We start from the raw sequence: 13004 nt of genomic DNA on the forward strand, positions 1-13004 counted from the left end.
GCTTTGTGAATTCGATGATTTAGTCATTGAGAAGCAGAACTCTGGAAAAACCGCCCTTTTTCTTGCCTGCTGAACTTTGAAGCGCAGCCTTTATAGCTCGTTGCGCAGTCTAAGTGCTGCCTCTAGAGTCAAGCATGATGAAAATTCCCTCCTCCGTTCAGCCCAAGGGCGGCCTTCGCGAGACTGCAGCAATCACAGATTTCTGATCATTGCCCAGTGCCCTCTCCCCCTATATCGACATCTATCTTCGCATTCCTGTTTTTGTCGCCTGACGGCATTCAACGTCGAACTGGCTCGGTAGCTCGCAATAACGGAACGACAGCATGATTCCAGTGGAATCATCCATTTCCCCACGCCAGACATCTTGCCCTATCATCACAGCCAAATTGCCGAATAGTGGAGACAGGCATGATCACCCATCCGGACTTTCAGGTACTGGAGCTCATGGCGGGCATTCCCGGGCAACCGATGGAATTGCTCATTCGCAGCGGCGTATCGCTGGAAGCAATCGACAATCTGTCGCAACACGGTGTCAACGCAGTGAGCGTCGGCATCATCAACGCACCTTACGCCATCGCCGAAACAAGGGCGAACGACTCTCCCCCGAGGAAGGCGATCGCCTGTATCGCGTGAGCAAACTGGTGGTACTTGCCGAGCAAGTGTTCGGCGACAAGGACAAGGCAACCCACTGGCTGAACAAAGCTCAAAAGGCATTCGGAGGCCTGACCGCACTGGAGGCGGCCGGCACAACACCTGGTTATGTCGCTACTGAAGAAACACTGGACCGCATTAACCACGGACTTTTTGCATGACCGAACGTGCTCTATAGCGCATATCGAATTACAAAAAACTTGAGCGGAGTTGGCGGCACCAAAGTATCGAGCCGCTGGCGAGAGATGTTTTGATGAATAAATTCTTTTTAATGAGTTGTGCCGCCCTGCTCGCTGGCTGCGTTGGTCACTACCCGCAACCGGCGCTGACAGCACCTCACGCCACCCTTGATGCCAAGTGGGGCAACAACAACCTTATGTCCGGTGGCTTCCAGGCATACTGGGCTTATCACGACGGCCATTGCCAGGACACAAAAAATACCGGTGTGTTGGGCCGTGTTTCACAGTCAGAGAGCGAAAAGAATCAATTTTTGGTAGAGCCTGACAGGCGTATCTACCTCAACGCTCTCAGTAGCGGTACCAAGCAGCGCGAAGCTACCGACCCGTCGCTTATTCAAAGGAGTTGCATGAACATCAGTAGCTTCATCCCTGAAGCTGGAGCGACCTATCAGATTACCCACTCGGCGCCCAAGTCTGGATGCTATTTGGAAGTGGTAGACATCAAGACCGGAAAGGCGCCTGCTTCTCTCGTCATAGAGCCTGTTACCAAGGAGTGCGGGCTGTAAGGAATCGAGTTAGTAACCGGCCTCACATCCTTCGTCGGGTAAGGCAACTCAAACAGCGCGGCCACGCCCAAGAATGCCCAATAGTGAACTGCAGTGGCTGGCCGATGGATATTCGCCTAAGCAAAAAAGGTAGGTCGTACACCAAGTGATTTGAAGGCAGCCTATTTGAGGCTCACTGCAAAATAGCGATTTATTAGCAGAACATCTTCTTCCGTCCATCCAAGGTCAGGATTGGTCGCGGCTCGATGCAGGCGATCCTCAAAGTTCCGGCGAACCGTACTGGCTCGCAGAGACGCGGGCTTTACTTCCATAAAATATAACGCAGCAGAACGGATAGTTGATGTCAGTGAGTCACAGAGGCTGATCAACAGAACCGCATCGGCGCTGCCTTCTAACGCCTCAACAATCGAATCGCCTAGTCGTCCCAGGCCCGAGACAACATACAAATCCTGACGATCCCCAGCCACGATTATTTGAGTTACATCAATAGAATCAGGCCAGTGAGAGAGCACGCGGTCGAGCAATACGTCAAATTTCAGATCAGACTCTGCTTCACTCATTTTCTAATCCTTCCGTGAGCATTCGATCAGCGAAACACAGACTCACAATTTGCCATGAACGCGCACGCTGTGCTTCACCACCCCCCAGATCACCAGGTCGTCGCATTCCATCACGTGCCGTGGTGGATATTTGCTGTTTTCCGAGGTGAGCATGCATGTGTTCTCACGCATGTGCAGCCGTTTGCAGACGGGTTCAGCATTGAGGGCTGCGATGACGATGTCGCCATGTTCCGCGTAAAGGCTGCGATCTACGATCAGAAGATCCCCGGAGAAAATCCCCACCCCCTGCATGCTGTCCTCCTCAATTTTCACCATGTACAGATCGGGTGTTGGGATGTCGAACAATTCATCCAGCGAGATGTGCTTTTCGATGTGATCGGCAGCCAGCGGCGGCAAGCCTGCAGATGCCTGAAAAGAATAAAGCGGGAGCTTTTCGCCCCCGGCTGATATCGGACCAAGGATAGTAATGCTCATGAGACTGACCCTGCGAAGAATGACTGTACATGCATACAGTTAACGATCTTGGCGACGTGCAGTCAATCTAATGTGCAGGAAATTGCGACGAGTGACACCATGAGTGGAGGCTACTCGGTCTGCGACTCCCTGGATCATTACCTCAGGAAGCCTGCACCACAGCAGGTTATGATCAGTGAATGCGATCTCCGGGTGATTGCGCCCAACCACGCCCCAACCACAACCACAACCAGGCTCCACATCATCTGACCGGTGGACTCAGCGTAGAAAAGGTTAGATGAGAGCAATGAAAGAAACAGACTCGCCAATACCTGGCTAATTTTCATTAGCGCGCCGTGACGTTAAGGATACCTACACATGCAATATATGTTTTCCGAAGTTCTCAATGACCTGATTGACTACTTCCTGCTGAGTGACTTGCAACTGCTCAAACGTTTCAAGAAAGAGCATCAACTTCCCGATGACCTGGCTAGCGAGTTTGTTTCCAATGAAAGCGGCGACGCGGCCGTTCTTGAAGGTGTCCTCATCCCGCTCATCGGAGTGGAAAACCATCCGTACACTATTGTCTTCACGTTAGCAGGTACCGAACCAGAAATGCCACGGTACGAAGACCGCATCCAGCATCGGCGCGGCGGTTATTCGTTGCGTGTGGAGCACGGCCGCATCCATCTGTATACGTGGCGCATTCTGCAGGCGTTCACGGAGGACAACCTCCATGAGTTGCTCGAGCGTTATCAGCAACCCAACAGACCGACGATTGAAGTCGAGAATGGCTGGTATGAAGTCGAGATACTGGCGGGCGAAATCCTGCGCGATGGATACTTCGAGCCAGCCTTCGAGTTTGTGCTGACCAAGACCGAGCTGCCGGTAGATGCCAGTAAGGTGGATGTCAACTATCGCTTTGAGGTGGAATGGCGTCAGGGCACGGCTGAATAATTGTCTTAAACTGCCGGAGCACCGCACATGGCTGTACTACCAGGAGTGACAGGTCGGTATGCACCCGCTTGATGATTTGTATGGGGACTGCAAATCCGCCTATCTATCAGGCGGGCATACCGATCACCAATAAACAGCAACCACAACCGCAAGCAATACAACAGTCATTGCGGCTTCTTTCCTGGAACAGCTCACATAAATCAAAAACTGAGTGAATAAGGCAATTGCCACCGCTAGAAATCTTATAGGCCCCCTGTCATTCGAATTATCCTCTATAACGTAATCGGGCCCCATCCAGTCATACTCTGACCCTTGCATAAACGTATAGGTGAGTAGGCAAAAGACAAAAATTCCATACAGAAAAACTCGTATCAACACCCTGACTGCCTTCATGCACACCTCATCAGCCTACTGAAAGAACTCCACCCTCTCATCATTGGGTAGGGGCCGCGACCGTATTCAACACGTCACCACACATTGATTCCACTGCCCTACACACTATGGTAACTTCGTCTGGCATATACTTGGTATAGGCGGTCAGCATATTAAGGACTGTCTTTTATCATTGAACGGTTCCGGCTCCGACTGGAACGGTGTGAAAGTCATCACGCGAGACATGAGATCTGAAGTAATCCGCTAAATCGAGTGTGGCTCTCAATAGTGACGACCACAAAAATTCACAGGCGCGTTCTTGAGATGATCCGCCCGACTTGAGGTTTCCACTTGGGACTTTTCTCTAAAATATTCGGAAAGCCATCCGGACCAGTTCTCTACACACTCTTTTCGGCTCGCCCCTCAAGCGATCTGGGTGCATGGGCACCCAGCTTCCCGGACCACACTGAGGTTGTCGGTTACTCAAGCCTCGGTCATTTCTTCCTTCGCAGCCCGGACGACCAGGACTATATCGTCCTGCACCCTTTCAAGCGCGCAGCAAAGTCGTATGGAAGTTTTGAGTCAGTCGAAGAGTTTGAAACCGAGATACTGAAAGAACCGGGGTTCGATCTGCACGTCCTGAGGTCGGATCACGTCGCCGAATTATTTCAGCATCTGGGCCCTCTAGCTGAAGATCAGGTCTACATCCCGAAGCCCTACCCGTTTCTCGGCGGCACCGAAGCGCTGGAGACCTACGAAAAAGGTGATGCCTGGGTCTTTATGCAGGTTGTTGCTCATATGCATGGCCTCGACGGCAGCGCCTGAAATGCATAAGTTGGATGAACTGCGCTGAAGAGACTCTTCAGCGCAGTTCTATTATGAGAATACCGAAGCTGAGCTGAGGGCACCCCGCCCAGCCCATTATTCAGAAGCGCCACTCCAAAAATCAAAGCGCGCCCTCCTGCTGCCGTGGACTGGAACTATCGCAGATTGTTTGCCGCCCCCACTGCTGCGTTGTAGGAGTCCATCATCGCTTTGATAGAAGAGTCATGTTTAAGCTCTTTATATTGCCGCATGAAACCGATGGAGTTGGTCAACGCACTTTGCACAATGCTCATACTGCTCTTGGTCACAGGATCCTTGTAGTCGATCAGCGACTTGCGCAATTCTTCCAGTGAAGCCTCAAGATTCGGCACGATGGTGTCGGCCTTCGCCACGTCCTTCTGGCTCATAGCATTTACCATATCGGTCCCGAGCATCAGGCTGTTGAGCGTGTAGTAAGCCGGCATGTTGCCTTCTTTGCGAAGAGCTTCAGCCTCTTCTGCCTGGGCTCGCCGTTGATGACTCGACAGCGCTTGATCCATCTGTCCCAGGCTTTCCATGGCGTCCTCGAACGCTGCGCGAGTTGCCGGGTCCTGGGCTCTCCCCTTTGCCAGCTTATCCTCTCGATAGGCGCCACCGTTAAAGTAAGGCGCGATCTCGTTGATGCGTGAAACGACAACAGGCAATGTTTTCAGTAAAGCGTCAGCGGCCGCGTCCGCATCTTCCGATCCTGTGGCAGAAAGATCACGGCCCTGCTTCAGGTCATTGATGGCATCAGTGTAATAGCTGCCGGCCGACGGAGCATGGAACATATCAGTCGGCTTGGCGCGATCAAGTTTCATCTCACCGTATAACCTGATAGTTCCAAGCAGTCCAAAGGTGTCGTCCAGCAAGCGGTTATAAGCTTTCACATACAGGTTGAATTTTTGCTGTTCTACAGCTTGAGCCGATTCCACCTGAGTGGTTGCAGGAGTCTGAGAGTTGCCGGTCGAGTTGGAATTATCACAGCCTGGGAGAGCCAGTATTGCGCCAAGCAGAACACACACAGCAGCAAGTTTATTGAAACGATCAAAAGCCGAGAGAGGCATAACGGGGGTCGTCCTTGAAGTCAGAGAGTTACAGATCTGGCAGTCAGACTGGAATATATCGGCAAGGTTCCACCGGAGAATGACAAAAAGCCATCATCGCTTTAAATGTGATCGTCACAGCCTGCATTAGGCCGATGATTACATTCGTGAATGTTGGAATGAAGCTATTTGCAGCGCGTTGATACAGCTGCAGAAAATATATTTTTCACCCCTGTCAATGGGTAATCAGTTCACTGCTGAGTACGTTGCTCTAATTCCAGCAACTTAAGGAGTTCTTTGTCATCCAGATGAAAGGCGAGTTCTTTAGGAAGCGGGCGCTCGAAGTCCCTGAGCCCACTCAGTTCGTAGAAGAGATTGTGCTCGTAGAATGCGTTAATTGCTGCGAGCTCCGGAACCAAATCCAGCATCGGCGCTGCATACGTATAGCCCGGTCGTACCCGTCCAATGTACTCAAGTCTCTCGCTGCACTCCGCACATCCCTCATTGATGCCTTTTTCCCATAACCGATAGGCATCCAGACGACGGCCTTCCATCCAGGCTAGCTTGCCCAGACTCATGTAGGCCGGGGCAAAACCTTGTTCTACCGCACACTCAAGCATTTGTTTGCCGATTGGATGAAGTTCTTTCGCCTGCGGGACAATATTCCCCCCGACTGACGCCATCGCCTGCGGGCTGCCGCGATCAACGGCGTCAGAAAGCAGCTTGTACATCGCGTCGTAGTCCCGGCCATACAGGGAGGCTCCATAGGCAGAGACTACAATTGGTACACCCTGTTGAACAAATTCGTTGATTGTATCTGACGCTGCGGCAGCTTTTTCGGGGCTGGCCGGATAACGAAGCGTCCAGACACTGTCGAGATATTTGGCTTTCCAACTCCCCTCTTTTATGGCGACAGCGAGCAAATCCTCACGCTTTTTTTTATGCTCTTTGTCCCTCCAGAAGTTTTCAGTTTGATCCCCTTCCGAGGCGTACTCCACGAATTGCTTGAAAGCCTGCGCAGCCGCGGGGGATTCCTTCGGCAAAAAATCCGTCTCACTGCGGCAAACAAAATTCTTATCTTTAAACTCCGCCATTAACTGTTTATTAACTGACAACTGGTCTGAACTGCCATACGAGGCAGGAAGGTGGTTAAAGTCTTCTAATTTTTTGTCACAGCCTGAAAGGATCGCCACCATAACCAGCGTAAAAACCGATAAAGATTTCATATTTTCCCTGATGACTTTCTGATTATCGTGAAGGGTATTCTTTAGCGACGTGATCCCTGGATCAGAAACATCAATATCAATCCCCGTCGCACGACGCTGTGTTTCTTGACTGCTAATCGCCCGAGCCGGAGTGAAACCGGTCAGCCGAATAAATAATTCGGATACCTCAGTGCAAGAAACCCGGCTACCGTTAGCCCTGCTTGAATCAGCAGCGTCACCGAGAGCCCTTTCGGCCCTCGGCGGACAAACCAGTAAGTAGCGTTCATCGCCATTGAAATCAGGTTGGTGAGCCACATGACGGCGAACGATAAGAGAGACGACGGGACGAAGGCAGAGCTAGGCAATTGCAGTACATAGAGTGCGAATATCGTACCCAGAATCACAGTAGTGATCGAGAGGCAGCTCATCCAGCGGGTAACACGTAAAGCTTCATCGGGCATCATACTGGTGGACTTCCTTTCAGCACTTTGCCCGAATGGGTGAGCTATCGCTGCTGGCAATGGCTTGCTTGAGTAGGTGATAGATCCTTATTGGATCCAAAAAACGCAATCTTACTGAATTCGCCTGAAAAGCCAAGCGCCAATGTTTTTTGGCGCCAGCCACTCTCAGCCTGGTTGACCTCGCCCGGAAGCTTTAACCGATGTTCCTTCCCGCCAGTCCCGACAATTGATTGTTTTAAAACACCCTGCTGCCATCAAGGCACAGCCCGGTATCCATAACAGACTGTGTGAAAACTACTGCGCTCGGCAATACGGCGTTAAAAACAGCCAAAAAATGCTCATTTAGAACACCTAGACTCCGCTTTTTCGGCTGTTTTTGCCTTGTCTTGCCGTCGCTCGCTACGTTTTCACACAGTCTGATAAGCCGGGATTTCCAGTGCCCAAACCTACTGCGAATAGCGCAATGCCTGTCGCGAACATTATGCGTTTTCCATAACCGATCCGAACTTGATAGAGCCTTCGACGGCCATGCTCCCCTGAATCAAGGAACCACAATCTCGTCATAAAACCACACACCCACTTCGCCATTCGGGCGCACATCCAGAACCTTCCCATCAGCGCTCTGCATAACCGAATGATCAGACTCGATGGGCGTACCCGTGCGCCGATCCAGGGCCTGCGCCTCAGGTGGCGGGCTGAAGAGCAGGTAGCCTTGAAAACTGCTGACTTGAGCGCCGACAGGATAGTGAACAGGGCCGAAATCGACTGCACTGTTCAATTCACCGCTCCACTTGAGCACATCACCGTCAGGCTTGTTCAGGCGCATGCTCAGCCATCTCAGTTCCAGTCCCAGCAGGCGCGTCGGCGTGTCCGTCCCCAGCTCCCAGCTATCGCCCGAGGTGGAAGACACCGTCAACGATCCCGGCCAGACAATGCCTCCCTGCTTGCTGCCTGGCGCCAGCGTGCAGCGGTTCAAACGCCATTCGGAGAACTTGAAATGGGCGCCGGATGGAAAGCGGAACTCGACCTTGCCCGGCTCACACCTCCAGCCTTGCAAGTCGGTAGCCGCCAATATTTCCACCGTCGCCGAACCATGGTCCTGCCACAGCTCGAGCCAACGCACAGGTATGCCCATGATGTTACCGGGCGTGCGTTCGAAGTCGGCGTGCTTGAGGCTCTGCATGCCGTAAGGCCGGGGAGTACCGCTCAGGTCGTTAAAGGGTTTGACGTCTTCCAGCTGGACCTGCGTGCCGGCCGGCAGCACCAGATCGCCCAGCACCTCTTCACGCTCCAGGCGCGGGTTATGTGCGCGCCAGTCAAGCCATTGGGTAACCCCGATATTGACGTAGGGCACGCTGGCGGCCGCCAGCACTACGAACGTCAAGCCGAACAGCCAGGGCCGCGCCAGCATGGAGCGTCTGTAACGAGGGATAAGAAAAGCCAGCAGGCCGGCTATTAGCAGCCAGAGAAAAACCTGGGAAAAGATGAAGATCATGGAACCGATCATCATGGCCAGGGGATTAATCGGGATCATGGACGTCCTTGTAAACTGATTTCAAATCGCGAAGGATAATCCAGACTGCGGCACTTTCCCACGTGCCGACAAACTAAGTCCTGGCCAATCAAGGAAGTCACTCCGCATGATGCCTGACAGCGCTTGCCGTATTGACTGTCGATTTTTCTGCTCACGAACCCGAATACGTTTTTAACTGAATAGCAGTGTCCGAAGCTGGCAACAACGCCGGAATACCAGGGAAGTACAACACATGAAATGCGCAGGATTCTGGAAGTATGCGTTATGGGCTGCGGCGATCGGTTATAGCGGTATGAACAATGCCGCAGCGTTACCCCAGGGCTGGCAAATCCAGCCAAGCGCTGCCGAGGACGTCGACAAAGGGCTTCCATCGGCGTTGCAATCGTCGGAGCTGGCGAAAGATGGGCGCAGGCTTGCTGAGGTGCACATCGTCGTTGCCCTGCCCTTCAACCAGGTACTGCCGCAAGTCATCTCTGCGTTGCGACCCCTGGGGCGCCTGGACGAGCGGTCCGGTGTGGAGCCGTTGTCCAAACTGGGGGATGAATGGGGCAATGTGCTGTTGACGCGCCGTCCTGATCTTGTAAGGGAACTGGTCCGACAGTTCGATCTACCCAAGCTGCAACAAGACGTACGCGACGGCGCTCTGGCTGAATCAGAGATACCCGAGCGTATTGCCCTTATTGAACGGACTATACGCTTTCAATCAGACAGCAAGCGCATGGCCCCGCTGACCGAACAGTATAAATCCTGGATCGGCAGCGCTGAGCATAAGTATGGAGCAACAGGCCGCAGCAGCGGTCGTGTCATTGCCCGCGTGATGCAGCTTGACCCTGTTTTGGGTCGCCCCGCAACAGTGGTCTATTTGACGCGAAACGATGAGTATCCGAACCCCGACGCCGGGTTCTTCGGTCGGATGCGGGAGCTGGCCGAGCTCGACATTTTTCACCCCTCCGCGCCCAAAACCCTGTATCGCAGCATCGTGCCAGATGAGGTGTTCAGCCCGGTATTCGATGCGTTGAGCAAGCTGCCCAACGCTAACGTGGAACTGGGTGCAAGCCCGGACCAATGGCGCGCGCCCTCCAGGCCAATTTCTTTTGTAACCGAGCCGAGGCTCACCCCACCGGACAGCAAAGCGAAGGTACTCGAGGCGAAAGCGGTCATGTCCATTAAGTCCCCGGATAACTTCATCGTCCTGGGCGATGGCAGCGTACTGATCATCCGCAGCTACCCGCGCGCATTAATGCGCTGGTCGCCTGACGCCACCGGTGAGCTGCGGGAACTATGGACCTCGACGGAGGAAAAGTCGCACCAGTGGCAGCTGTCGCGCGATGCGACTGGGCAATCGGGGTATCTGACGACGGGCGGGCTCATTTTGCGCTTTGACGCTAAGACCGGTTCTCTGTTCAAGCACCCCATGGCCTTCGAAAAAACGACCAAACCGGACGACTACATAAAGTATTTCCACGATGGAAACGGCGTGCCGTTACCCTATGACCACAGCCTTAGCGGGGGGCGCGACACGCTCAATGTCTGGCAAGCCAACGCGCAACCCGCTGGCGACGGTACGCCCTGGAATTACACGTTGCGCTTTGCCTCCCCGCGCCAGGACATGATGAAAGGTTCCCTGCGCGGCAATAGCCTGATCAAGCCTGTAAGCTGGGACGGCTTCATGCCCAACACATGGGTCGAAGACGTTTACGGCCTTGCCGAACTCGATGGAAAAACCGGCAAGGTGTTGCGCGTGGTGAAGTTGCCGCGCCGATTGGGCGATGTGGACCGCAACGATGACACTGGCATGGCACCCTGGGACCCTGCGTCTTTTGGTTCCGTCAAAGGTGGATGGATCGCGGTCGGCTTTGTATTGGATGAAGGGAAGCAGGTCAATCCCGGTATGCACGTTGTCGACATTGCCAGTGGCAAGGTGCGCTATTCACTGACCTTGCCCGGACGGGACTCGCTCAAAACTGCGGTGGGTTCGCCCAACGGCCGCCTGCTGGCCCTCGGCAGCGGTGGCAAAAACTCTGCAGTGCTATGGAACCTGGAAAACGGTCGCTCAATCACACTGGGAACTGAAGCCTCAGGATGCAATGAGTTTGAGCAACTGCAATGGAGCCCATCCGGGGAGCGCCTGTGGGGACGTTGTAATAACGGCCTGGTCGCCTGGGATGTGCCTTCGAGCTGGTGAGTTGGCCTGCCGACGGCGGCAGATATTTTCTGCGACGGATTTGTTGTAACTACACGCATGGCTGGGAAAAACAGCCATGCGTAAAGTGTGGCAGCGGCAATGCCGAGATCAGCTGAACTCTACCGTCAATAAGCGCTCTAGACCCTCTCGCTGATATTTACCTGGAATCAGCGATGCAACTCCTGTCACCTTTTGAGATTTGAACACGCATGTCTATTCAGCAACCATCCGGGCACGTTTTGCCCGCGCGCTCCGCAGCCAAAATGGAAGCCGCCATGGCTGTTGGCGCCTTTGCTATCGGTACTGGCGAGTTCGCGATCATGGGGCTGATGCCCGATATCGCCAACAACCTGCAATTGAGCGAACCGCAAGTGGGCCACGCCATCAGTGCCTATGCGCTAGGGGTGATGGTTGGAGCGCCGTTGCTGGCGATTCTGGGCGCCAAACTGCTCCGCAAACATCTGCTGTTATTGCTGATGGCGCTGTACGCTCTGGGCAACCTGGCGACTGCGTTTACTCCGACATTTGGCAGCCTGATTGCCTTTCGTTTTATCAGCGGCCTGCCCCATGGCGCCTATTTCGGCATTGCTGCGGTGGTGGCTTCGAGCATGGTGCCCTCCAATAAACGTGCGGGCGCGGTAGCAAGGGTAATGATGGGCCTGACCCTGGCGATGTTGCTGGGTAACCCGATCGCTACTTTTCTCGGTCAATTCTTCGGCTGGCGATCTGCGTTCGCCCTGGTAGGAGCTATCGCGCTCTGCACGATTGGGTTGGTCTGGCGCTTCGTGCCTGATCGCCGCGATGAACCGCGCAGCGATCCTCGCAAGGAACTCCTCGCGTTCAAGAAACCGCAGGTTTGGATGGCCCTTGCGATTGGGGCCATTGGTTTTTCCGGAATGTTCTGCGTGTTCAGCTATCTGGCACCGACGATGCTGGAGGTGACCCGGGTTACGCCGCAGTGGATTCCCTTTGGTCTGGCAGCATTCGGGGTCGGCGGCATCATTGGCAATATCGTCGGCGGCAAACTGTTCGACCGCATGCAATTTCGCGCCGTGGGTGTGCTGCTGGTCTGGTCGATGGCAGTGCTGCTGTTTTTCCCATTCGCAGCGGGCTCGTTGTGGGGCGTCATGCTGGGTATCGCCCTTGTCGGAACGATGGTCGCACTGGCGGCACCACTGCAGATCCGCTTGATGGACATTGCCCACGAGGCACCCAGCCTGGCGGCAGCGTCCAACCATGCCGCGTTCAACCTGGCCAATGCGCTGGGCCCATGGTTTGGCGGGATGGCTATCACCGCCGGGCTAGGCTGGACGAGCACCGGGTATATCGGTGCCGCCACGGCCCTGGCCGGTCTGGGTGTCTACCTGATTGCGCGCCGTATGAACGGTGGCGATTGAGCGACATCGTTGTAATTGAGCGTAAGGAATACCATGACACTGACCGCAAACCGCCTGATCGACATCGCGATGTCTAACCCGCTGAACGCTGAAATAGTCACCCGGCTGCCGTCTCTGGGCCTCAGCCAATGCATGCTCACCGCGGGATGCATTTTTCAGGCGGTATGGAATCAACAATCAGGTCAGCCATCTGCGTGGGGCGTGAATGATTACGACGTGTTTTACTTTGATGAAGACCTGTCTTGGGAGGCAGAAAACGAAGTCATCAAGGCAGCAGCGCAACTGTTTCAGGATCTGGGTGTAAACGTCGAGCTCAGGAATCAGGCGCGCGTGCATCTCTGGTTCAGTGAGCGATTTGGCTATCCTTATTCACAACTCCACTCAGCCAGACAGGGGATTGACCGATTTCTTGTTGCTGCGACGTGTCTTGGTCTGGATATCGAAACGCATGAAGTCTATGCCCCGCATGGCCTTGCCGAACTGGAGCAAGGCATTCTGCGAATCAACCCGAATTACGCTCATCCCCAAATGTTTTTGAAAAAAGCGGCCAGCTATCAATGCCGTTGGCCTTGGCTGCGGATTGTTTAGCAACAGG

Annotated in this window: 12 protein-coding genes; 7 read left to right on the forward strand and 5 right to left on the reverse strand. The window is 54.0% G+C overall.

Annotated elements, in window-relative coordinates; genetic code table 11:
- Positions 1-323 precede the first annotated feature (323 nt).
- Together KDX30_RS01230 and KDX30_RS01235 are read left to right on the forward strand one after the other, a co-directional pair.
- Complete coding sequence (locus KDX30_RS01230; protein ID WP_231674746.1) at positions 324-812, forward strand: antitoxin Xre/MbcA/ParS toxin-binding domain-containing protein; 489 nt, start codon at positions 324-326, stop codon at positions 810-812.
- Between the two features lie 92 nt (positions 813-904).
- On the forward strand, positions 905-1396 hold the full coding sequence (locus tag KDX30_RS01235) for a hypothetical protein (protein WP_099268788.1): 492 nt from the start codon (positions 905-907) through the stop codon (positions 1394-1396).
- Between the two features lie 161 nt (positions 1397-1557).
- On the opposite strand, the gene KDX30_RS01240 is transcribed toward KDX30_RS01235, so the two are convergent.
- On the reverse strand, positions 1558-1956 hold the full coding sequence (locus KDX30_RS01240) for a hypothetical protein (RefSeq protein WP_231674747.1): 399 nt from the start codon (positions 1954-1956) through the stop codon (positions 1558-1560).
- 42 nt (positions 1957-1998) lie between these two features.
- Positions 1999-2430 (reverse strand): LexA family protein, encoded by a 432-nt coding sequence (locus KDX30_RS01245; protein ID WP_231674748.1) that lies wholly within the window; start codon positions 2428-2430, stop codon positions 1999-2001.
- A gap of 357 nt (positions 2431-2787) precedes the next feature.
- Here KDX30_RS01245 and KDX30_RS01250 point away from each other — a divergent pair, with 357 nt between their 5' ends.
- Together KDX30_RS01250 and KDX30_RS01260 are read left to right on the forward strand one after the other, a co-directional pair.
- The gene (locus KDX30_RS01250) at positions 2788-3366 is read left to right on the forward strand and encodes a hypothetical protein (RefSeq protein WP_231674749.1); all 579 of its coding nucleotides are present in this window, start codon (positions 2788-2790) and stop codon (positions 3364-3366) included.
- A 723-nt stretch (positions 3367-4089) separates the two neighbouring features.
- Positions 4090-4563 (forward strand): T6SS immunity protein Tdi1 domain-containing protein, encoded by a 474-nt coding sequence (locus tag KDX30_RS01260; protein ID WP_231674751.1) that lies wholly within the window; start codon positions 4090-4092, stop codon positions 4561-4563.
- 155 nt (positions 4564-4718) lie between these two features.
- Here the strand turns inward: KDX30_RS01260 and KDX30_RS01265 are convergent, their stop codons facing one another.
- The 3 genes from KDX30_RS01265 to KDX30_RS01275 form a co-directional block, all read right to left on the reverse strand.
- Entirely contained in the window at positions 4719-5648 is a 930-nt protein-coding gene (locus KDX30_RS01265) for a DUF3829 domain-containing protein (RefSeq protein ID WP_231674752.1), read from the reverse strand.
- Between the two features lie 230 nt (positions 5649-5878).
- The gene (locus KDX30_RS01270; protein ID WP_231674753.1) at positions 5879-7147 is read right to left on the reverse strand and encodes a hypothetical protein; all 1269 of its coding nucleotides are present in this window, start codon (positions 7145-7147) and stop codon (positions 5879-5881) included.
- A gap of 687 nt (positions 7148-7834) precedes the next feature.
- Positions 7835-8827, reverse strand: a complete 993-nt coding sequence (locus KDX30_RS01275; protein ID WP_122396231.1) for a hypothetical protein — start codon at positions 8825-8827, stop codon at positions 7835-7837.
- Between the two features lie 292 nt (positions 8828-9119).
- On the opposite strand from KDX30_RS01275, the gene KDX30_RS01280 reads away from it, so the two are divergent.
- The 3 genes from KDX30_RS01280 to KDX30_RS01290 all read left to right on the forward strand — a co-directional run bounded on the left by KDX30_RS01280 (position 9120) and on the right by KDX30_RS01290 (position 12997).
- Positions 9120-11012, forward strand: coding sequence for a WD40 repeat domain-containing protein (locus KDX30_RS01280; RefSeq protein ID WP_231674754.1), 1893 nt, complete (start codon positions 9120-9122; stop codon positions 11010-11012).
- A gap of 209 nt (positions 11013-11221) precedes the next feature.
- Positions 11222-12409: an MFS transporter gene (locus tag KDX30_RS01285; protein ID WP_231674755.1), complete on the forward strand. Its 1188-nt coding sequence runs from the start codon at positions 11222-11224 to the stop codon at positions 12407-12409.
- Between the two features lie 33 nt (positions 12410-12442).
- Positions 12443-12997 carry a nucleotidyltransferase family protein gene (locus tag KDX30_RS01290; RefSeq protein WP_231674756.1) on the forward strand — a complete coding sequence of 185 codons (555 nt, stop codon included), beginning with the start codon at positions 12443-12445 and terminating at the stop codon, positions 12995-12997.
- The last annotated feature ends 7 nt before the right edge of the window (positions 12998-13004 follow it).

The sequence above is a fragment of the Pseudomonas quasicaspiana genome (assembly GCF_021147825.1).
GTDB classification, from domain to species: domain Bacteria; phylum Pseudomonadota; class Gammaproteobacteria; order Pseudomonadales; family Pseudomonadaceae; genus Aquipseudomonas; species Aquipseudomonas quasicaspiana.

What these genes read in the sequence shown, in the direction of transcription:
- KDX30_RS01230 (WP_231674746.1), top strand. Translation starts at nt 324, where the DNA reads ATGATTCCAGTGGAATCATCCATTTCCCCACGCCAGACATCTTGCCCT.
- KDX30_RS01280 (WP_231674754.1), top strand. Translation starts at nt 9,120, where the DNA reads ATGAACAATGCCGCAGCGTTACCCCAGGGCTGGCAAATCCAGCCAAGC.
- KDX30_RS01290 (WP_231674756.1), top strand. Translation starts at nt 12,443, where the DNA reads ATGACACTGACCGCAAACCGCCTGATCGACATCGCGATGTCTAACCCG.
- KDX30_RS01245 (WP_231674748.1), bottom strand. Translation starts at nt 2,430, where the DNA reads ATGAGCATTACTATCCTTGGTCCGATATCAGCCGGGGGCGAAAAGCTC.
- KDX30_RS01235 (WP_099268788.1), top strand. Translation starts at nt 905, where the DNA reads ATGAATAAATTCTTTTTAATGAGTTGTGCCGCCCTGCTCGCTGGCTGC.
- KDX30_RS01240 (WP_231674747.1), bottom strand. Translation starts at nt 1,956, where the DNA reads ATGAGTGAAGCAGAGTCTGATCTGAAATTTGACGTATTGCTCGACCGC.
- KDX30_RS01265 (WP_231674752.1), bottom strand. Translation starts at nt 5,648, where the DNA reads ATGCCTCTCTCGGCTTTTGATCGTTTCAATAAACTTGCTGCTGTGTGT.
- KDX30_RS01275 (WP_122396231.1), bottom strand. Translation starts at nt 8,827, where the DNA reads ATGATCCCGATTAATCCCCTGGCCATGATGATCGGTTCCATGATCTTC.
- KDX30_RS01250 (WP_231674749.1), top strand. Translation starts at nt 2,788, where the DNA reads ATGCAATATATGTTTTCCGAAGTTCTCAATGACCTGATTGACTACTTC.
- KDX30_RS01285 (WP_231674755.1), top strand. Translation starts at nt 11,222, where the DNA reads ATGTCTATTCAGCAACCATCCGGGCACGTTTTGCCCGCGCGCTCCGCA.